This window comes from Burkholderia sp. RF2-non_BP3 (genome assembly GCF_001522185.1).
Classification (GTDB): Bacteria; Pseudomonadota; Gammaproteobacteria; order Burkholderiales; family Burkholderiaceae; genus Burkholderia; species Burkholderia diffusa.
Window position 1 is genome coordinate 55,623 of record NZ_LOSU01000031.1, and the last position, 21,286, is coordinate 76,908.

At 68.8% G+C, this 21,286-nt stretch carries 10 protein-coding genes; all 10 read right to left on the reverse strand.

The features are described from left to right. Positions 1-5: 5 nt before the first annotated feature. Positions 6-4,037 carry a cytochrome P450 gene (locus WS45_RS15000; protein WP_059700633.1) on the reverse strand — a complete coding sequence of 1,344 codons (4,032 nt, stop codon included), beginning with the start codon at positions 4,035-4,037 and terminating at the stop codon, positions 6-8. Next, a complete protein-coding gene (locus tag WS45_RS15005) occupies positions 4,034-10,066 on the reverse strand; it encodes an SDR family oxidoreductase (protein ID WP_059700634.1) in 6,033 nt (2,010 codons plus the stop codon). Before WS45_RS15005 ends, WS45_RS15000 begins: the two co-directional genes overlap by 4 nt. Positions 10,067-10,141: 75 nt before the next feature. Further along, entirely contained in the window at positions 10,142-11,746 is a 1,605-nt protein-coding gene (locus WS45_RS15010; protein ID WP_082721934.1) for an acyltransferase domain-containing protein, read from the reverse strand. Then, positions 11,728-13,155: a TolC family protein gene (locus WS45_RS15015; RefSeq protein ID WP_059700636.1), complete on the reverse strand. Its 1,428-nt coding sequence runs from the start codon at positions 13,153-13,155 to the stop codon at positions 11,728-11,730. Before WS45_RS15015 ends, WS45_RS15010 begins: the two co-directional genes overlap by 19 nt. Positions 13,156-13,158: 3 nt before the next feature. Beyond that, a complete protein-coding gene (locus WS45_RS15020) occupies positions 13,159-15,375 on the reverse strand; it encodes a peptidase domain-containing ABC transporter (RefSeq protein ID WP_059700637.1) in 2,217 nt (738 codons plus the stop codon). Between the two features lie 11 nt (positions 15,376-15,386). Continuing rightward, complete coding sequence (locus tag WS45_RS15025; RefSeq protein WP_059691186.1) at positions 15,387-16,664, reverse strand: HlyD family secretion protein; 1,278 nt, start codon at positions 16,662-16,664, stop codon at positions 15,387-15,389. 151 nt (positions 16,665-16,815) lie between these two features. Continuing rightward, positions 16,816-17,010 (reverse strand): hypothetical protein, encoded by a 195-nt coding sequence (locus WS45_RS15030; protein ID WP_059449338.1) that lies wholly within the window; start codon positions 17,008-17,010, stop codon positions 16,816-16,818. A 793-nt stretch (positions 17,011-17,803) separates the two neighbouring features. Then, positions 17,804-20,128, reverse strand: coding sequence for a xanthine dehydrogenase family protein molybdopterin-binding subunit (locus WS45_RS15035; RefSeq protein ID WP_059700638.1), 2,325 nt, complete (start codon positions 20,126-20,128; stop codon positions 17,804-17,806). Then, a complete protein-coding gene (locus WS45_RS15040) occupies positions 20,125-20,586 on the reverse strand; it encodes a (2Fe-2S)-binding protein (RefSeq protein ID WP_059691184.1) in 462 nt (153 codons plus the stop codon). Before WS45_RS15040 ends, WS45_RS15035 begins: the two co-directional genes overlap by 4 nt. Positions 20,587-21,007: 421 nt before the next feature. Continuing rightward, on the reverse strand, positions 21,008-21,286 hold a 279-nt coding region (locus tag WS45_RS15045; RefSeq protein WP_257140421.1), incomplete at its 5' end, for a transposase.

Sequence of the window (21,286 nt, forward strand, 5' to 3'; positions counted from 1 at the left end):
CCCGTTCAAATGGCCGACGCCGCCGCGGCCTGCATGTCGGTCGCGCCGGCAAGCCGTGCGCCGTACAGGTCGGCGATCGATGCGCCCGCGCGATCGGCGATCGCGAAGCGATCGTTCGGATAACGCAGCAACATGTCGGCATCGCCGGCATGCGCGGCGCCGAACACGATGCGGCCGATGCGCCATGCGCGCGGCCGCTCGCCGTCGGCGGGCCACGCGCCGAGCAGCACGCGCAACACGTTCTCCAGGTGATTGACCGGCAGCCACAGCTGCGGACACGGCACGCGTCCCTCATCCCCCTGCACGCCCCATAGCGCGGCGGGGTCGGCGGCCTTCGCCTGGGCGATGCCGCCGCTCCATCGCGCCTCGGGCAACAGGTCGTCGCGCCAGCTCGCCCGTGCGGACCGCCGGATCGTGTCGTCTTCGGTTTCGCGCGGCAGCGGAACGGTCATGCCGCCGGGCGGATGATCGCGGTACACGAACGTCGCATCGAGCAGCACGCGGCCGGCGAGCGACGCGCAGCGCACCGTCACGTGCCAGCCGTCGTCCACCGCGCGGCCGCTCGCGTCGGTGTCGAGCGCGAGATCGCCGTGACCGTCGAGCGCATCGGCGAGCGCGTCGAGCGCGATCGTGATGTCGACGGCTTCGTGCAGGCACGCCCGCTCGCCGCCGGGCGGCGCGACCCAGTCGGCCGCGACGCGCGCGTGCTCGAGCAGCAGCGACGCCGGCACGGCCGCGCGGCCGTCGAAGCGGAAAGCATGCGTATAAGGTGCGCCCGCGGTGCGATAGCGCGTCGAGAAGCACGTGAACGGCCGGAAACGTCGTGGCTCACCCGCGTGATGCCGGCGCGTCGCGAGTTCGCCGAGGTTCGGCAAGCCGTCGACCGCGTCGAATCCGCGCAGCTGGATCGGCGTCAGCGCGCGGCCAACCGCCCCCATGTACATCGGTTCGCCGCTGCCGCGGGTCGCCGGCGTTGCCGGTGTCGCGAGTTCCGCGAGCCAGTGGCGCACGCCTTCGTCGATCCGCATCGGCGTCACGTAGCGCCGCGCAACGGCGAGGTTCGTGATCATCCCGACGCCGTCCCAGGTCGGCCACGCGATCGTCTTCACGACGCGCGCGCCGGCGTCGCGCCGCGCCCACCAGCCGAGCCGCGCCAGCGCCTCGTTCGCGGCCGCATAGTCGGTCTCGCCGGTCATTCCGCCCCAGCGGCCGGTCAGTGAGCCGACGTTGACGAAGCAGCCGATGTGCGGGAGCTCACGCACCGCCGCGTAGAGATTGAGGAAGCCGCGCACCTTCACGCGTACGGTGTCGATGAATTCATCGGCGCGCTTGCGCGGCAATCGCACCGGCTGGTCGATGCCCGCGTTGTGGATCACGCCGCGCAGCCGGTCGCCGAAGGTGTCGCACAGCGTCCGCACGGCTTGCGCGTCGGTCACGTCGCATACGCGGTAGTGCACCGGCAGGCCGAGCGCGGCCGCCGCATCGAGCGACGCCTTCAGTTCGCGGCGGCGTTCGAGCCGCTGCAGTGCATGCCGGATCGCCTTCGGCGACCGCTGCGGCGTCGCCTGGCGCAGTTGCTCGAGCCCGTAGCGCTTGAAGCCCGCGTCGTCGAGCGCAAGCCACGGCTCGTCGCCGGCGGGCAACGCATCGCGCCCGGTGACGATCACCGTGCAGCGATGGCGTTTCGCCAGCGCGCACGCGGCCAGGAAACCGATGCCGCGCGCACCGCCCGAAAACAGCACGACGTCGCCGGGCCCCCAATCGGGCGCCGCGTCGGCCGGCAGATCGTCGCGGCTCGCGACGAGCGTATGGCGGCGCCCGCCGCGGTGACCGACCTCGAAGCGTCCCCAGCGATAGAGTTCGCGCGCGATCAGCTGGTCGACGCGTCCCGTTTCGTCGGGCGCGACGTCGAGCACGCGCACGTTGCAGTTCGGCAATTCCTGGGGCAGCGTCTTCGCCAGGCCGGCCCACAATCCGCCGAGCGGCTGCACGAGCGTGTCATCGCCGTGACCCATCAGCCCGTCCTGCCACGTGAGCGCCAGATAGAACAGCCGCGACGTCGACGCCTCCTGCGACCAGTCGCCGTAGCACGCCTGCAGCAGCGCGACCGTGTGGCGCAGCGGCGCTTCCCATTGATCGTGCGCGTCGAGCGAGAACGGCGCCTCGACACCGAGATCGACGATCCCGTCGAACGGCCCCGACTGCGCGACGAACGCGCTCGCGGCGGTCGCCGGATCGATGCCGTCGGACGGCGCGAACACGCTCGGCTTCGCACAGGCGCGCGTGAGCGTCGCCACCACGCGCTCGACCGTGCGACCGAGGCCATTGACGATCGCGATCCGCTTGCCGCTCAGTTCGGCCGCCGGCAGGTCGGGCAGCGGTTCGATCTCGACCGGCCGCCATGTGAAGCGATGCGTCGGCGTCGCGTCGGCGCATGGCGACGCTTCGTCCGTGATCGCGTCGCGCTGCAGAAAAGCCAGCACGTCCGGCGCCAGCGCGGGGCCGGCGGAACGGACGAGCGTCGGCGACGCCGCATGCGCCGGTTGCCCGGCGTGGGGGGGCGGCACGGGCGCTTGCTCTTGCACTTGCGTTCCCGCTTGCGTGCCCGTGAACGGGCACACCGACGCACGGGCACCCGGCACGCTTGCGTCCCGTCCCGTCTGCACCGTCTGCCCCCTCGGCACCCGCTCGCGCGATCGCGGCTTGGCGATCAACCGGATGCCGTCGCGCGGACGCAGCGAGATCGTCGCGCCGGTGTCGAGCGAATGACCGGGCACCGCGCTCAGATCGACGTGTTGCGCCACCACCGCGATCAGCACACGCATCTGCAGCAACGCGGTCTGGTAGCCGATGCATTTGCGCATCCCGCCGCCGAACGGAAAGTACGCGTACTTGTGACGCGCCGGCGCGTGCGATCCGAAGTTCTCCGGATCGAATGCGTCGGGGTTCGCCCACAGCGCCGGATGACGATGCGTGACGTATGGCGACATGAATACCGACGAGCCGGCCGGCACGTGATAGCCGCCGATCTCGTCGTCGTCGACCAGATCGCGCGTGAAGCCCCAGATCGGCGGATACAGGCGCAGGATCTCGTCGACGGTCTGCACCAGGTATGGCAGGCGTTCGAGATCGGCCGCGCCGGGCGCACGGCCGCCGAGCACCGCATCGAGCTCCTCGCGCAGGCGGCGCAACACGTCCGGATGCTGCGCGAGCGCGTAGAGCCCCCACGCCATCCCGCTGCCGGTGGTTTCGTGGCCGGCGAGAAACACCGTCATCACCTCGTCGTGCACCTCGCGCTCGGTCAGCGGCACGCCCGTTTCCGGATCGCGGGCGGCGAGCAGCAGCGAGATCACGTCGCTCGTTTCGCAGCGCCCCGCGCGATGCTCGGCGACGATCGCGTCGACGATCGTGTCGATCCCGCGGCGGGCATGCGCGATCCGGCGATTGAACGGCGTCGGCATCCAGCGCGGCACGAAATCGTTCAGGTTGCCCTGCGGCATCATCGCCGCGATGCCGAAGCGCACGGCCGGCCCGACGTCGTCCGCATGCCGCGAGATGTCCGCATTGAACAGCATCAGCCCGAGCATGCGCAGGCTCACGCGCATCATTTCCTCGACGACGTCGAACGGCGCATGCGTCGGCTGCTTCAGCCAGCGCTCGACGAGCGCGAGCGCCGCATCGCCGAGCGCGGCCGCATGCGACTCGACCTGCTTGCGGTGAAACAGCGGCTGCACCACGCGGCGATGACGCCGCCAGAACTCGCCGTCGGTCGTCAGCAGGCCATCGCCGAAGAACATCTTGAAGTTGTCGTAGAAGCGGCCGCGCACGTAGTTGCGGTGGTTGTCCTGCAGCACGTGCTGGATACCGTCGGGATGCGCGAGCGCATGCGTGAGAAACGGGCCGAGACGATTGCGCGCGATGTCGCCGTACTGCTGCTGCAGCTTCAGCAGCATCGTGACGGGATTGCGCTTGTACTCCGCGAGGTTGCCCATCACGACGCTGCCACGCGGGCCGGGCGCGAGTCGCTTCATCGTCATGCGCTCACCTGCTCGGAAGCCGCGGGGCCGGCGAGCTGCGCGTCGACCTCGCCGCGCGCGGCGAACGCGCCGGTCGCGCGATGCACGTACCCGATCACGATGCCCGTCACGTCGCGCATCTGCATCAGGATCCTGCCGTCCGGGCGCACCGCGACGAACCGGTTGCCGCTGCTCGCCGGCCCTTCGAGCGCGAACGCGCGCGGCGTCACGCGCAGCGCGATCGACGCGTGGCGGTTCGACAGCTCGCAGTCGTTGCCGGCTTCGTAGATGTCGATGCGGCCGATCGACATCGGCGCCGCGAGCGGGATGTAGTCGCCGGCAACGTGATCGAGCGCGGCCACGCGCGCGAGCCCGTCGAGCAGGATGCTTGGCACCACGAAACGTGAGAATACCGGATCGTCACCCGGCACATTCAGCCGGAAACGCGCCTGCTTGCCCGCGTCGCTCATGCCGGTATCGGTCGTCGACACGAACATGCCGGTCAGCCGCACCGGCGCCGCGTCGAAGTGATACGGATCGGCGACGGGCGTGAACGTCGCCATTGCCGGTTCGTGCCACACCGGCGCCGGCGCATACGCGTCGGCCAGGCGAACGGTGATCTCGAAGTGCGGCTTGTCGCGCACGAGCACCTGCCCGCCCGGCGCCAGCACGTCGCCGGAGATCCGCACGCGCACGTGCACCGCGTCGCCGTCGCGCGACGCGATCCGCGCATGGATACGCTTCACGCTCGGCCGCTTCGCATCGTAGACGCGCAGGAAATGCAGGAATGCCGCGTCCGCGAAGCCGACGACCTTGAGCCCCGGCACGAGCCGCAGCGCGGCCTCGGCGGCCACCTCGGGCACGAAGGTCCCCGGCAATGTCGGAAAACCGTTGACGACGTGATGCTGCAGATACGCGTCGCGTTCGAGGTCGAACACGCGCTCGAACGTCACGCTGTCGTCGGTGCGCGCGAGTTCCGCGCCGAGATAGAAATCCGGATCGCGCGATGCGTCGGCGGCGGCCGGCGCGCTTTCGTCGAGATCGAAGTAACCGGGCAGGTGCGTCTCGATCGCGCGCCGCTCGGCCTCGCCGAGATGCACGGACATCGCCGCGCGCTCGCCGAGACCGAGCTCGCGCATGAAGTGATGCTGCCCTTCCGCGGTGCGCATGCTCGTGAACAATCCGCTCTTCTCGAGAAACGCGCGCGTGACCGGATTCGCGCCGAGCCCGACCGAGCGCCACAGCGTCCAGCCGATCGTGAATTCGTCATGACCGAGCGCCGCGCGGTGATACGACGCCTGCGTGTTCAGGAAGTCGTTGCCCGACGCGTAGTCGGTTTCGCCCGCCTGCCCGGTCAGCCCGATGAACGAGCCGAAGTTGCACCACAGGCGCGGCTGCCGCGTGCCGAACGCGTCGCGCAAATTCCAGTAGCCGCGCACCTTGATGTCGCGCACCGCGACGAAATCGTCCAGCGACTTCACGCTCACCGACGCCGAACGGTTCAGCCCGGCCGCGTTGACCAGCAGGTCCACGCGCGGCTCGCGCGCGAGAATCGTGTCGATGGCCGCTTTCACGCTGTCGGGATCGAGCACGTCGGCGCGCAGGTAGGTCACGCGATGCGCGCCGCAGAACGCGCGCATCGCCTCGATGTTCATGCACGCCGTGCGCGCGTCGGCACGCCGCTCGAAGGCGCGGATGATCTCCGGCAACGGCCGTTCCGGATGCCGCGCCTTCTGCTGGCGGATGTAGTCCGGGCGGCTCTTCGCGAACGTTTCGTCGTCCATCGCGAGCAGGTCCGCGTCGATCGCGTCCAGCGCACTGCTGCCGATCAGATACAGCGTCGGACGCACGTGCGCGGCCAGCGTTTTCATCAGTTCGCCGGTGATCCCGCGCGCACCGCCGACCGCGACGACGACCGAATCCTGACCGAGCGACAGCCGCTCGTCCGCGCGCAGTTCGCCCGCATCCGCGATCACGCGCGGCGTGCGGCGACGACCGCCGCCCAACGCGACGACCGGCAGCCAGTGACGCGCACCGCTTTCGCGCTCGGCATCGCGCAGCGCATCGGGCAGCGCGCGCGTATCGGTCACCACGGCAACCGGGCGCGCTTCCGGCATCTCGATCGCGAGTGCCTTCACGAGGCCCGTGAACAGGCCGGCATCCGGATGCGGCACGTCGCCGGCGAGCGCGTCGAGCAGCAATGCGATGAAGGTGCCGCCGCGCTCGAGTGCCGCATGGCAGCGCTTGACCGCGAGGAACGCCAGGTCGTGCAGTGCGAGCCGCTCGGGCGTGGCCGGCGCGGCGGCGCCCGTGGCGAGCGTGCCGGCGTCGAGCGACGTCAGCACGCGCACGTGGCCGATATCGTCGGGCACGATGTCGAGCGCCGCTGCGTCGATCCGCTCGATCCAGTGCCAGCCCGGCCGGTGCGCGGCGAACGGCCGCGTCGACAGCACCACGCAGCCGGGGCCCGGATTCGCCTGGGCGGCCAGCGTGTCCGGCATGTCGGTCACGATCACGCAGCGCGGCACGATGAACGGCGTCGACCGGCCCGCCGGCCGCCACGGCGCATCGCGCCATTCGATCCGGTAGCGCGCGACGCCGAGCGGTTCGCCGTCGGCCGCGACGCCGGTCCGGCGCAACGTGCCCGGTATCAAGGTTCCAGGTTCAACGGGTGCGGCCGCAACGGTTGTCGATGCGGCCGGTTCGACCGACGCAGCGACCGGAGCCGCCTCATGTGTCGGCGGCACAGGCCGTGCCTCGCGATCCGGCTCGCGCGGCGTGGCCCGTTCGCATGCAACATGCAGCGCGTAGCGCGCACGATCGCCGCCGCCGTCTCGCGTGAGCGTCGTGCCGGCTTCTCGCGCGACGATCGCACGCAGCACGTCGATCGCCGAATCGGCACCCGCATACGTGACCGCGCGCCCCATCGCGTCGCGCGGCGCGGCCGGTTCGACCGCGGCTCGCGCGTCGCCGCCGCCGACCACCGCGAGCACCGGCAGCCCTTCCGTGTGCGCACGCCGCACCGTCGTGACCGCGAACAGCACGATGCCCTCCGCGAGCGGCAGCCCGAATGCCGGGCGCACTTCTTCCGCCGAGTTGCCGTTGATGCCGCCGACGATCGCCATGTCCAGTTCGCCGCTGCACAGGAAGCGCTCGGCCGCTTCGAACGCGGCCAGCGTCGATGCATGGCCCGCATCGACCGTCATGTTCATGCCGTGCAGGTCGTGATAGTTGGCGACGCGCGCGGGGATCACGTTCGGCATCATCCCCGGAAACGAATTCTCGGTCGTCGGCGCGACGAGCCGCTTCGTCGCCGCGCGCAATGCCTCCAGCACGCGTTCGGTTGCCGCGCGCTCGTCCGGCCGCGTCGCGTCGAGCACCGCGGTCGCGATGTCGTCCAGATAACAGCGGCTCGCGTAAAGCGCCGCATTGCGCGTCGGCCCCATGTGTCCCATCACGAGACCGATCGTGTCCGCGTGCTCGCGCCAGAATGCGCCGAGGCGTTCGCGCAGGTCGTGCGCCGCGTCGAGCGCCATCAGCTGGCAGCGATCGAGCGCGCGAAGCACCGCCGGCGGCATCTTCACGCGCGCGAAGCTCGGCAACGGGTAGCCGATCCCGAAGCTCGCGTCGGGCGCGCGGCCTTCGCCGCGCAGCCACGCGGCAACCTGGGTGTCGTCGTCGAGGCCCGGAAACTTCGCGGACCATCCGACGATCGCGAGCGGCTCGCGCTCGAACCGGCCGCTCGCCTCGCCGGCGGGCAGATCCGCGCGGTATTCCGACACGATCAGGTGGCCGTTCGTGCCGCCGAAGCCGAACCCGGACACCGCCGCGACGCGTGCCGAATCGCGCCGGACCGGCCACGATACCGGCGCCACCGGAATCCGCAGGTTCGTGCCGGCGATGTCGAATTCCGGCGGCGGCTCGCTGAAGCGGTGCTGCGGCGGGATCACCTGATGCCGCAACCCGAGCAGCACCTGAATCACCGACACGACACCGGCCGCCCAACCCGTATGCCCGACCAGCGATTTGTTCGACGTCACCTGCACCGGGCGGTCGCGCCGGATCGCGTCGCGCAGGCTCTGGAACTCGGCGAGATCGCCGGCCGGCGTGCCCGTTGCGTGCGCAACCACCCAGTCGACGTCGGCCGGCACCGTCGCGGTGCGTGCATACGCGCGGTCGATCGCGATGCGCTGGCCGGCCGAGTTCGGCGCGTAGATCGCCTTGCCCTTGCCGTCGGACGACGAGCCGAACGATTTCAGCACGCCGAGGATGCGATCGCCGTCGGCGCGCGCCCGCGCGACGCGCTTCAGGATCACGACACCCGCGCCGTCCGCGAACAGCACGCCGTCGCAGTTGCGGTCGAGCGGCCGCACTTCGCCGCTGCGCGACAGGCCATGCAGCTTCGAGAACAGGATCGAGCCGCGCGGCGCGAGCGCGAACGCGCCGCCGCATGCGACCACGTCCTGCTTGCCGAGCAGCAACGCCTTGATCCCGAGATCGATCGAATACAGCGACGACGAGCACGCGGTGTCGACCATCATGCATTGCGCGTCGTCCGGCAGCACGCCCTTCATCGCGTTCAGGCCGACCCGGTGCGGGAAGAACGATGCGAGATCGCCGGCGCCGCGCGCATAGCGCGCGCTGAGCACCGCATCGATCGCGGCCACGCGGCGCTCGCGCTCGGCCGCGTCCATGCCCGCCTCGATCAGCACCGCGTTCAGGCGCTCGCGCGCGGCGGCCAGCACCATCGCTTCCTCGAGATGCTGGCTGCCGTCCGCCGTGTAGCCGACGAGGAACGCCACGCGATCGGCATCGCGCAGCGTCACGCCATCGAGCGACTGGCATAACGCGTGACGCAGCCACAACGTCGTCAGCTCGCGCGGCGCGATGCCCGCGTCGAGCTCGGCGCGCACCGTCGGGCACGGGTCGAAATGCTCGATGAAGACCGAGCGCGACTGATAGCTCTTGTCCTCCGCCGACGTATCGGGCGAATAGAACGAGCGGTAATCCCAGCGATCGGGCGGTACGTTGCCGAACAGCTCGGGGCCGTCGAGCAGCGCGCGCCAGAATGCGTCCGGGTCGCTCGCGCCGGGCAATGCGAGACCCATGCCGACCACGGCGATGTCGTCGCTGTCCGGCGCGTCGTCGGGCGATGCGGCGGGACGACCGGTCAACGCCGAGGCCGGTGGCTGCCGGGTCGTTGCAGGCGCCGTCGGCACGGCAGCGGGCACGGCCTCGCTCGCGGCACGCTCCGCGCTCGCCCATTCCGCGCGCGGCGACAGCCCCTCGCTGCACAGCGACAGCCCGCCGTCCGCGACGACCACCTGACCGGTGATCCAGCGCGCCGCGTCCGAGGCGAGAAACACGACGAGATCGGCGAGGTCTTCCGCACGTGCGAGCCGCTTCAGCGGCGTCGCCGCGATGCTCGAACGCTTCGTGTTCTCCGGGTCCGGAAACTGCGCGGCGACGTCGCCGTCGATCAGCGTCGACGATGCGCCGTTCACGCGAATGTCGCGGCCCGCGTATTCGACCGCGAGATAGCGCGTCAGCGATTCGAGCGCCGCCTTCGCGGTGCCGACGACCAGATAGTTCGCAGGCACGAGCGTCGCGCCCACCGACGACACGTTGACGATCGCCCCGCCGCCCGAGCGCGCCATCAGCGCTGCGGCTCGACGCGCGCACCAGAACGCGCCCTTCAGGTTGGTGTCGAGCGCGCGATCGAAATGCTCGGCGCCGATCTCGTCGACGCCGAGCAGCGCACCGGACGCCGCATTGTTGACGAGCACGTCGAGCCGGCCGTAGCGCCGTTCGATCTCGTCGAACATCCGGTCGACCTGCGCCTGCTGCGCGACCGACGCGCGGATCACGTCGACGGTCGCGCCGAGCGCACGCAGTTCGTCGGCCGTCTGCTTCGACGCGTCGAGCGAGTGGAAGAAATTCAGGATCACGTGCGCGCCCTGCTCGGCGAAACGCCTGCAGATCGCCTTGCCCACGTTTTTCGCACCGCCCGTCACGAGAACGAGCTTGCCGCGCATGCTGGTATTCGACATGGATCGCCTGCCTATCGAGAACTTGTCATTACGGGCAGGGCCCCCCCTGCCGACCAACGTTTCGGCCAATGGCCGTCAAACGACTGCTTTTCCCTGGTTCTCGTAGACGAAATCGACGATCTGCCCCATCGCCTTGAAATCGCCGCTGCGGAAATTGGCCGGCAGCGGCGGCAGCGCGTAGCGCGCGGTAATGCGCTGGATGATCTCCGTCTGCTTGACCGAATCGATGCCGAGTTCGGCTTCGAGCTCGATCGTTTCGGAGAACACCTCGGCCGGATATTCCATCGCTTGCGCGTAGATATCGACGAGCTCCGCGAACAGCCGATCGCGCGGCACGAGTGCGAGCTTCGCCGCCGCGAGCGGCTCATGCGGCATCGACGGCGACGGTACCGCCGTCAGTGTCGGCGCGGCCACGGCCACCGCCGCAAGACGCGGCGCGCCCGCACCGGGCGGCTCGGCCTGCGGCGCGAATGCGGCGACCGTCGGTGCCGCGGCCGGCGCGGGCCCGGCCGATGCCGTGCTCGCCGCATCGAACGCGTGACGCAGCTCGCCCTTGAGCCAGTCGACGATGTGCGGCCCGCGCGCATGCCAGAACGCGTCGAACCCGGAGCCGGCGTTGCCGATGCGAATATCGTCCTTCATGATGTTGTCCTCCTGAAAATTACGGGTGATCGTCGTGACGACGCTCGATTCCTCTGCCGCGTTCGACGGGCCGCCGAACGTCCTGACCGTGCCGGGCCCCGCGATGCGCACGACGATGCGCGCCAGCGCGTTGAGCGCGCCGCATTCGACATAGCGTCCGATGCCGTCCGCGCACGCGGCGCGAATCGCATCCGCGAACCGCACCGGCAGCACGAAGTGCGACGCGAGCCGCGCGCCCGGATCGTCGGCGCCGCTGTAGCGGCGGCCGAGGATCGGCGAATACACGGGAATCGCGAGCGGGCCGTGCCGATACGCGGCAAGACGCACGGCGAACTGCTCGCGCGCGCCGGCGAGATCGGGGTGATGAAAGCCATACGGAGACCTGAGCGTCTGCGCGGCGACACCGCGTGCCGCACAGGCCGCGACGAAGCGCTCCACCGCATCGCGCGGCCCGGACACGACGGTTTGCGACGGATGGTTCTCGACCGCGACGCACACGTTGCGCACCGCATGCGTGACGGCGCTCGCGTCGATCAGCTCGCGCGTCGCGTCGGCACCCGCGGAGATCGCCGCCATCATCCCGTCGGGCGGCGCCGCGGCCTGCAACGACGCGATCCGGTCGCAGACGATCCGCGCGCCCTGCTCGATCGAATACATGCCGCCGCACACGAGCGCCGCGATCTCGCCGAAGCTGTGTCCGATCAGCACGTCGGGCACCACGTCGTGCTCACGCAGCACGCCGAACATCGCGACCGATGCGCCGTAGATTCCGATCTGCAGCAGATCGGGCGCTTCATGCAGCCATGCATCGAGCCCGGCATCGTCGCGCCACAGCGCGCCCGTCAGCGGGCGGCCCAGGCGCTCGCTCGCGACCGCGTCGAGTATGTCGAGGGTCTGCCGCACGCTCCCGTGTTCACGTGCGAGCTGCCGCAGCGCGCCCGCATAGAACGCCCCCTGCCCCGGGAACAGGAACGCGCATCCACGCGCCTGCGCGCCGCGCGCGTGCGGCCCGGCGTCGTTCAACCCGCGTCGTTCCATAATCCCAATCTCCCAAGGCTCTCGGCCAGCTTCAGTCTCGCGATCCGCCACTTCGACACCGCGAGCACGCGCTGCCGCCGCGCATCCGCGAGCGCCGACTGGGCATTCAGCAGTTCCGTGAACGTGCCGACGCCGGCCTTGTAGCGGCCACGCGCGATGTCGAGCGAATGCAGCGCGGTGTCCAGCAGATGCCGCGAGTTGTCCAGGTTCGTCGTGTCGGTCTGCAGGCTCTGATAGCTCTTCCATACGTCGAGCGACACCTTGAGTTCGGTGTTGCGCACGTCGGCTTCCTGCGCGTCCGCCTGCGCCTTCGCCTCGGCGACGCGGTAGCCCGACGCGAACCCTTCGAACAGCGGAATCGAGATCTGGATACCGATCGAGTTGCTGTGACTGCTCTGCAACTGGAGAAACGACGCCTGCTGCTGGTATGACGGGTTGTTGCGCGCGAGGCTGCCCATCAGCGAAACGGTCGGCAGCGACTGCGCGCGCACCGCGCGCACTTCGTCGCGCGCCGCTTCGAGCTTTTCGCGCGCGGCGATCAGTTTCGGGTGATGGCGCTTCGCTTCGGCGATCAGGTCGGCGACGCCACGCGTGAAGTCGTCGCGATCGGGCGACGGTTCCGCGTCGGCGATGCGCAGCGGCGTATCGGCGTCGGCGCCGAGCGTGGTCGCGAGCGTGCCGATCGCGTTCTGCAGGTCGCCTTCCGCGCTCACGCGATCGAGCAGCGCCTTGCGGTAGGTGGTCTGCGCCTGCAATGCATCGCCGAGCGTGCCGGCGCCGCCGTCGTGCCGCGCGCTCGCCTCGGCCAGGCTTTCCTGCGCCGCGTGCTCGACCGCCTGCGCGGCGGCGAGCGCCGCCTGCGCGTCGCGCAGCGCGTAGAACGCCTGCGCCGCTTCGTAGAAGACGCTCTGCAGCGCATCGTCGTGCGCCGCGTTCGCCGCGCGCAGCAGCGCGCGCGCACGGTCGAGCGTCGCGCCGCGCTTGCCGAAATCGAACAGCACCCAGCTCAGGTTGAGCATGCCGTAGCGGCTGGTGCTGCGCTGGTCCTGCGAGTAGCCGCCGCTGTAGTTCGTCGTCAGGTTGTCGCGCTCGATACCCGCCGTCGCATTGAGCGTCGGCCAGTACGCGGCCTTCGACACGCCGACCTCCGCCGCCGCCGCGCGCGCATCCGACCACGTGCGACTCAGTTGCGGATGCGAGCAGATCGCGAGCAGGATCGCGTCCTCGAGCGCGAGCGGCCGCTCGTCGACATGTCGCGCGCCGCACGCCGTGGCCGACGCCATCGATCCGGACGGCGTGGCCGCGACATCATTGCGCGTGCCGTAGACGTCGAGCATCTGCGCGCGTGCCGTCGGCACGCACGCTGCGAGCGCGACGACAGCCAGCACGGTAGCGAGTGGACGCTTCATCGCTCAACGCCCCGCGACCGGTTCCGCGGCGCCGGCGTCATGCGTCGTCGGTGCCGCCGGCGCGCCGGCGGACGTCCTGGCCGCCATCGCCGTGCGCATCGCGGCGGTCGACTGGTCGAGCACGACCTTGCCGCCCTGCAGCATGATGACGCGCTGCGCCGACGCGATCGTCTCCGGCCGGTGCGCAACGATCAGCCGCGTCATCGCGAGTTGCGTGACGGCCGCATTGACCTGCATCTCGCGCTGAATGTCGAGATGGCTCGTCGCCTCGTCGAGCACGAGAATGCCCGGGCGCTTGTACAGCGCGCGCGCGAGCAGCACGCGCTGCTTCTGCCCGCCGGACAGCACCGTGCCCATGTCGCCGACCAGCGTGTTGTAGCCCATCGGCATCGCGGCGATGTCGTCGTGCACGGCGGCGATGCGCGCGCATTCGGCGACCCACCGCGGGTCCGCATCCGGGTCGAAGAAGCTGATGTTGTCCGCGATCGAGCCCGCGAACAGCACGTCGTCCTGCAACACGGTGCCGACGAGCCCGCGCAACCGCTCGATGCCGAGCCGGCCGACCTCCAGCCCGCCGATCCGCACCGTGCCGCCCGTCGGCTCATGGATGCCGAGCAGCACGCCGATCAACGTCGTCTTGCCGCAACCCGACGGCCCGACGATCGCGACCGACTCGCCCGCCGCGATCTTCGCACTCACGCCGTCGAGCACCAGCGGCTCGCCGTCCGCGTAGCGGAACGACAGCCCGTCGATCTCGATGCTCGCGTCGAGCGCATCGGCCTCGCCCGGCACGCTGCGCAGGCTTGCGTCCGGCTCGCTTTCCGCGAACACGATGTCGGCCAGCCGCTCGCCCTGGAGCTGCAGCATCCTGACTTCGAAATACTTGTCGATCAGGCTGCCGACCCGGCTGTCGAACTGGTTCTTGTACGCGTTGAACGCCATCAGCACGCCGACCGTGAACTGACCGTCCATCACCATGCGCGCGCCGAGCCAGATGATCAGCACGTTCTCGATGCCGAACAGCAGGCCGTTGAGCTGCTGGTAGAAGATCTGCAGCTTCTGCACGTGCAGGCTCGCATTGACCTGCTCGACCAGCAGCGTGATCCAGCTCGCGCGGCGCTCCGTCTGGCGGTTGAACAGCTTGATCGTCTTCACGCCGCGCACCGTTTCGAGGAAATGGCTTTGCTGCTTGGCCGCGTGCACGATCTGGTCCTCGGTCGCGCGCCGCAGCGGGCCGTACCACAGCCACCGGACGAGCGCGTACAGCGCCATCGTCGCCAGCGCGACGAACCCGAGCACGCGGCTGTAGACGAACATCATCGCGAGCGTGACGACCGTCATCAGCCCGTCGATCACCGCGCCGAGAAACGACGTCGTCAGCGTCTGCTGGATCGTGTCGATCGAACCGAAGCGCGACACGACGTCGCCGAGATGGCGCCGCTCGTAATAGCGCACCGGCAGGCTCAGCAGGTGCGTAAACACGTTCGCGCGCCACTGGATGTTCAGCGTGACGCCGACGTACATCAGCGCCCACGCGCGAATCGTGCCGGTCGCCTGCTGCATCAGCAGCAACAGGCCGAAGCCGAGCGCCAGCACCGTCAGCAGGTCGCGATCGGCGCTGACGATCACTTCGTCGATCACCCACTGCAGGAAGAACGGCTGCACCAGCATGAAGACTTCGAGCGCGACGGCGAGCGCGAGGATCTGCGCCAGCGAGCGCGACAGCCCCGACACCGGGCCCAGCAGCTCGCGCAGCTTCACCGCCGGACGCGCCGCGCGCGGCGCGAATCCGGCGGCCGGCCACAATTCGAGCGCGACGCCGGTAAACGCACGCGACACTTCGGCGAGCGGCACCTTGCGAATGCCGTGCGACGGATCGTGAATCGTCGCGCTCTTGCCGTTCACTTCCTTCAGCACGACGAAGTGGTTGAAATTCCAGTGCAGCAGGCACGGCAGGCGAAGCTGGCCGAGCTGCCCCATGTCCAGCTTCACCGCGCGCGTGCCGAGCGAGAGGCGCTGCGCGACTTCGATCACGCGCCCGAGTCCCGCGCCCTTCAGCGATACGGGGAATTGTCCGCGCAGCGTCGCGAGATCCACGTGATGGCCGTGATAGCCGGCCACCATCGCGAGACACGCGAGCCCGCATTCCGCGGCTTCGGTCTGCAGGATCATCGGCAGCCGGCGGCCGAGGCCGAACGAGAGTCGATCGAGTAATGCCATGCGCGACCTCGTCAGAGTTTGCCGGTCAGGCTGTAAAGCGGCTCGAGCACCCACTCGTACAGGCGCCTGCGCTCCTGCAGGATGTCTGCCTGCAGCGTCATGCCGGCCTGCAACGGTTGCCGCGCGCCATACGCGGTGACGTGCTGCGCATCGAGCGCGACGATCACGCGATAGAAGGTCGCGTCGCGCCCCTCGCCCGGCGTCGCCGCCGGGCCGCCATCGTTCGCGAGTTCGGCCGCCGACAGCGCCGTGCGCGCGATCGACACGACCACGGCGCGATACTGGCCGAACTTCTGATACGGGAACGCCTGATAGCGGATCAGCACCGGCTCGCCGACCCGCACGAAGCCGATCGCCGTGCTCGGCACGAACAGATGCGCCTGCCAGCGCGCGCCGCCCGGCACCACGCTCGCGAGCGGCCGGGACGTATCGACCGACTGGCCGACGTCGGCGATCGCCGCCGTCACGACACCCGTTTCCGGCGCGGTGACGACGATCCGGCGCTTCGCCTCGCTTTCGATCAGGTTCTGGTCGACGTCGATCACGTTGCGATCGATCTGCGCAAGCTGGTTCTGCTGCTTGAGGTCGAGGCCGGCCAGCTGGTTGTTCGCTTCCGTCAGCGACTGCGCCGTCGACGCGCGCTCGCGCAGCAGCCCGTTCAGCTTCGACTGCTGGTCGAGCAGGTCGGCCTCGCGCTGCTGCGCCTGATCCTTCGAAATGTAGTCCTGGGCCAGCAGGCCGCGATACCGTTTCGCGCCGTCGGCCGCGATCGACGTACGCAACCGCTGCGCCGAAAGCTGATCGTCGATCTGTGCAAGCTCGCCGCGCAGGCTCGCGATCTTCGCGCGCACCGTTGCGCGTTCGTCCTGCTGCAGGCTGCGCGTCTTGTCCATTTCCGCGAGCAGCGACGCCTTGCGTTGCCGCGCCTGCGCGATCAGCGCGGCCTGCGTCGCGCCTTCCGCCGCGCTTTGCAGGTCGGTGGACACCGTATAAAGCGTCTGCCCGCGCGCGACGTGCTGCCCTTCCTTCACGTCGCGCTCGACGACGATGCCCGGCTGCAACGCATAGACCTTCACCAGCCCCGCATCCGGCATCACGACGCCGCTGACCGTCGTACGACGCGTGTAGGTGCCGAACGCGAAGAACAGCAGCACGCATGCGGCCATCGCGACCGCAGACGCCGCCAGCAGCGTCAGCGGCACGGGGCGCGCCAGCACGATCTCGCCCAGCGCGCCGGCGCGCTGCGCCTGTTGCGCTTCGTGCCGGAAGAGAGAAGTCGGGTTCGTCAAGATACGGGATTACAGACAGTCAGTTGGGTTCGACGGATGCATCCCGGTTGCCCGGGAAGATCGCCGCGGCGCCCTGCTCCGGTGCCGCGGCGATCCGCGATTCACGCGATGGCGACGCAGCGCGCGCCATCGCACGGAAATCGCGTCCGGCTTACGCGTGCTGGCCGGTCAGCAGGCCGAGCAATGCATTGCCCGTGCCGACGACAGCCGTCGTCAGTGCTTCGCCGACGTTGTAGAGCGTCTGGCCGTACAGCTCGACCACGTTGCCCAGCGTGTCGAAAATCGAGCCGCCGCTGTAGTAGCCGCCGGAAACTTGTGCGATTTCCTGTTGATTCAGTTCTTGCATTGCGTTTCTCCAGATTGAGAATGCTAGATAACCCATCTAGCGAGGCATCGAACCACGCCGCGATCGCGACGCAGATCAATACGTTAAATATGTTAAATTCTCGGGCAAGACGACTGCATTGCGCAGCCACACTTCATTAACCAAGTCGACAAAACGGCGCGCATCGCTCCGTCCACTCGAATATCTCGAGCTACCTTTTCGCAATACTCGCGAGGTCAATCCGCATTCGATAACGCATTCCGCTTTCGATATACCGTCAATTCCTGCGACACCGGCCATCCGGCTCGGCGGTTTCGATCTGCAGACGAGCGGGCGCTACAGATCAGGCGCCACCATAGCTGGAACGCCATGAACCGTCGGAATGAAAACGATAATGAATGCCCGCCTTAGGACTGACCGGTAACAAGCATGCGCCAAATGCCCCACCCAATCGGTCATTACCGAATGGCTGAATCACGCCCGATTTTTCTCATTGAATTTTTTACAAAATTGAATTCGACGCGCCAATGATCCGACAGTTTTCTGTCGCTCTTTGTACGATACCGCACCATCGGGCAAACCCGATATCCGACGGCAATTGATTCTATTTCCGCGGGGAATTACGGACTTGAATGCCGAGATTGAATTTCCGTGGTTGATTCTGGAAAGCGGTTGTCCCGGCGGCCGAACGGCCGGGTGGTCCCGTCGAATTTATATGCAGATGAAATGCATGAATGGATCGCGTGCAATGGCCTCGGTGTGCGAGCGAATGCGCGCGCCGGGCCGTGCAGACGGCCCGGCGCGCGGCACCGCATCACCCCGCTTTCGGCTTCGCGAGTTGATCCGCGACGGGCAGGCTGCGGATGCGCGTACCCGTCGCCGCGAAGATCGCGTTGGTCAGCGCCGGCGCGACCGGCGGCAGGCCCGGCTCGCCCACGCCGCCGAGCGGCGTCGCGTAGTCGTCCGGCGCGACAAGGTGCACGCGGATTTCACGCGGCGCCTCGTTCATCCGCAACACCTGGAAGCCGTTGAAGTTGCTCTGCTCCGGGCGTCCGTCCTTGAACGTGATCTCGCCGTGCAGCGCAATGCCGAGCCCCATCACCACCGCACCTTCGAGCTGCGAGCGCACGCGCTCCGGGTTGACTTGCGGCCCGCAGTCGATCGCAATGTCGACGCGCGGCACCGCGATCGCACCGTCCGCGCCGACCTGCACTTCGCACACGGCCGCCGTGTACGACACGAAGCTGCGATGCGCGGCAATCCCGAGCCCGTGCCCCTTCGGCAGCTTGCGCCCCCAACCGGCTTCGCGCGCGACCGTCTCGATCACGCGCCGCAGCCGTCCGGTATCGACCGGATACAACGCCGGATCCTCGCCGTAGTTCACGTTCTTCACCGTGATGTGCGGTTCGAATCGCCGCGCCGGCCCGATCAGGTCGAGCAGGAAATCCTTCGGATCGCGGCCCGCCGCATGCGCGAGCTCGGACACGAAACTCTGAATCCCGAACGCGTGCGGAATGTTGTACACCGAACGAAACCAGCCGATCCGCGTGTGCGCTTCCGCGGCCGGATTCTCGATCCTCACGTTCTGGACTGCGAATGGAAGATCGGCGATGCCTTGCGCGAGCTCGCCCGGCTGCTCATGCACGACGCCGGCCCTGAAAGTCGACTGGATCGAAGGCGCGACCGTGCGATGCTGCCACGCGACCACCTTCCCCGCCGCATCGAGACCGCCTTCGAACGCCTCCAGCGACACCGCGTGGAAATAGTCGTGCGCGATGTCGTCCTCGCGCGTGAACGTCAGCTTCACGGGCGCGCCGACTGCCTTCGACAGCAACGCGGCCTCCACCACGTAGTCCGGCTTCGACTTGCGGCCGAAGCCGCCGCCAAGCAGCGTCACGTTGACCGTTACCCGCTCGGTCGGCAACGCGAGCGCCTTCGCGATCTCGTCGCGCGTGGTCTGCGGCGCCTGCGTGCAGGTCCACACCTCGCAGCGGCCGTCGGCCACGCGCGCGACTGCCGCCGGCGGCTCCATCGTCGCGTGCGCGAGATGCGGAACGTAGTACGTCGCGCGCACCCGCTTCGCGGCACCCGCGAGCGCCGCGGCCGTATCGCCGTCGTTGCGGATCACGTCGCCCGGTTGCGCGGCCGCCGCTTCGAGCGTCTTGCGGTAGGCGGCCGAATCGTAGACTGCATGCGGCCCGTGCTTCCAGTCGATCTTCAACTGCGCGCGCGCCTGGATGGCCGTCCACGTGTCGCGCGCGATCACGGCCACACCGCCGAGCGGCTGGAACCCGGACGGCAGCGGTGCCGACGCAAGCTGCACGACCTTGACGACACCCGGCAGCTTCTCCGCGGCCGACGCGTCGAACGACGCGACCGTATCGCCATAAACGGGCGGACGTGCGACCACCGCATACAGCATGCCGTCGAGCCGCGTGTCGATCCCGTAGCGCGCGCGGCCACCGACGATGTCGCGTCCGTCGATCAACGCCGTCTTGCCCTTGCCGATATAGCGGAATTCGGCTGGCGCCTTCAACGGCACGCTCTTCGGATCGGGCGTCGGCAGCGCGGCTGCCTTCGCGGCCAGTTCGCCGAAGCCGAGCTTGCGTCCGGTTTTCGTATCGACGACCGCGTGGACCGCCGCCTTCACCTGACGCACGTCGACGCCCCACGTCGCCGCGGCGGCCTGCTCGAGCATCGTGCGCGCAGCGGCGCCCGCGCGGCGCAGCGCCGCGAAACTCTGGCGCAGGCTGCGCGAGCCGTCGGTGTTCTGGTTGCCGTAGCGCGGCTCGTCGCCGACCGCCTGCGCGACCTTCACGCGCGCCCAATCCGCGCCCAGTTCGTCGGCGACCACGAGCGCGACGCTGGTGCGTACGCCCTGCCCCATCTCGGAGCGGATGCAGGTCACCGTGACCGTGCCGTCCGGCGCGATCGCGACGAACAGGTTCGGATCGTCGCGCAATCCGTGCGGCATGCCCGCGCCGCCGTACTGCGGATTCGGGCTGACCGGCGGCTGCACCGGCACGGCCGCGCGCGCGAGCGACGGTACACCGAACGCGAGCAGCAGCCCGCCGGCGGCGAAGCCGAGCAGCAATGCGCGGCGGCTTTCGTTGTGGACGGAGAGTTCCGGCGCGTTCATGCGGCACCTCCACGGCGCACCGCCAGCCGGATCGCCGCGCGAATGCGCGTATAGGTGCCGCAGCGGCAGATGTTGCCGGACATCGCGTCGTCGATGTCGGCATCGCTCGGGTGAGGATTGGTCTTCAGCAGCGAGGCGGCCTGCATGATCTGTCCGGACTGACAGTAGCCGCATTGCGCGACGTTCAGTTCCTGCCAGGCTTGCTGCAGCGGGTGGGTCAGGTCGGTCGACAATCCTTCGATCGTCGTCACGCGCTTGCCGGCGGCGACCGCGACGGGCGTGATGCATGCGCGGATCGCTTCACCGTCGAGATGCACGGTGCATGCGCCGCACAGCGCCATCCCGCAGCCGAACTTGGTGCCCGTGTGACCGAGGACGTCGCGCAGATACCAGAGCAACGGCATGTCGGGGTTGCCGTCGAAATGCTGTTCGCTACCATTGACGGTCAGCGTGATCATCGTTCATCTCCTGTTGGCGGCGCCGCGTCGCGCGGGCGTCGTGTGGGGATTTGAACGGCGCTGGGCACATTCCGAACGACCAGGTGGGCCTGACGCCGTTTCGTTTCCGGATTGCATCGGGTGGCGATGCAATCGCGGCGATGGTGCCGTCTGGTTGCCCGTGCAACGGTTCGGCGGGATTCGGACGATTGCGCGTAGCGGGGATCGCCGCAGGTATTATCAGACGAATTCGCGATTGTCGTCGGGTGGGGGGATTCAGGGGGGGCGGTGCGGCACGACCTATCACGATTGAGCGTCGCCACATCCTGCTTCTGGTTCGCCTTGTCCGTGATCGTGATGTTGCCGGCACTGATTGCGCTCTTCGTGGTTGCATTGCTGCTAGGGGGTGTCAGGATTTCCGTGTTCAAGGCGGGTGGAGCAATTACACGGAAGGCCGAACGAATCGATCTGCGTAAAGGATAGCGAATTGGTTCATGGCGGTCTTCCAGTCATGCGCGGCACTTCCCCAATTCGCGGTGATGTTGCGCAAGGCCAGCCAGATGAGCTTGGTGGCGGCCTCGTCGGTCGGGAAGTGACCACGGGTCTTGATGATCTTGCGCAGCTGCGAGTTGATATTTTCAATCGCGTTCGTAACCGGCATGATATAGCCGGTGCCTCGCGTTTCCGCGCCGAGTGGTTTGAGCGTATGGTGTGACCATCC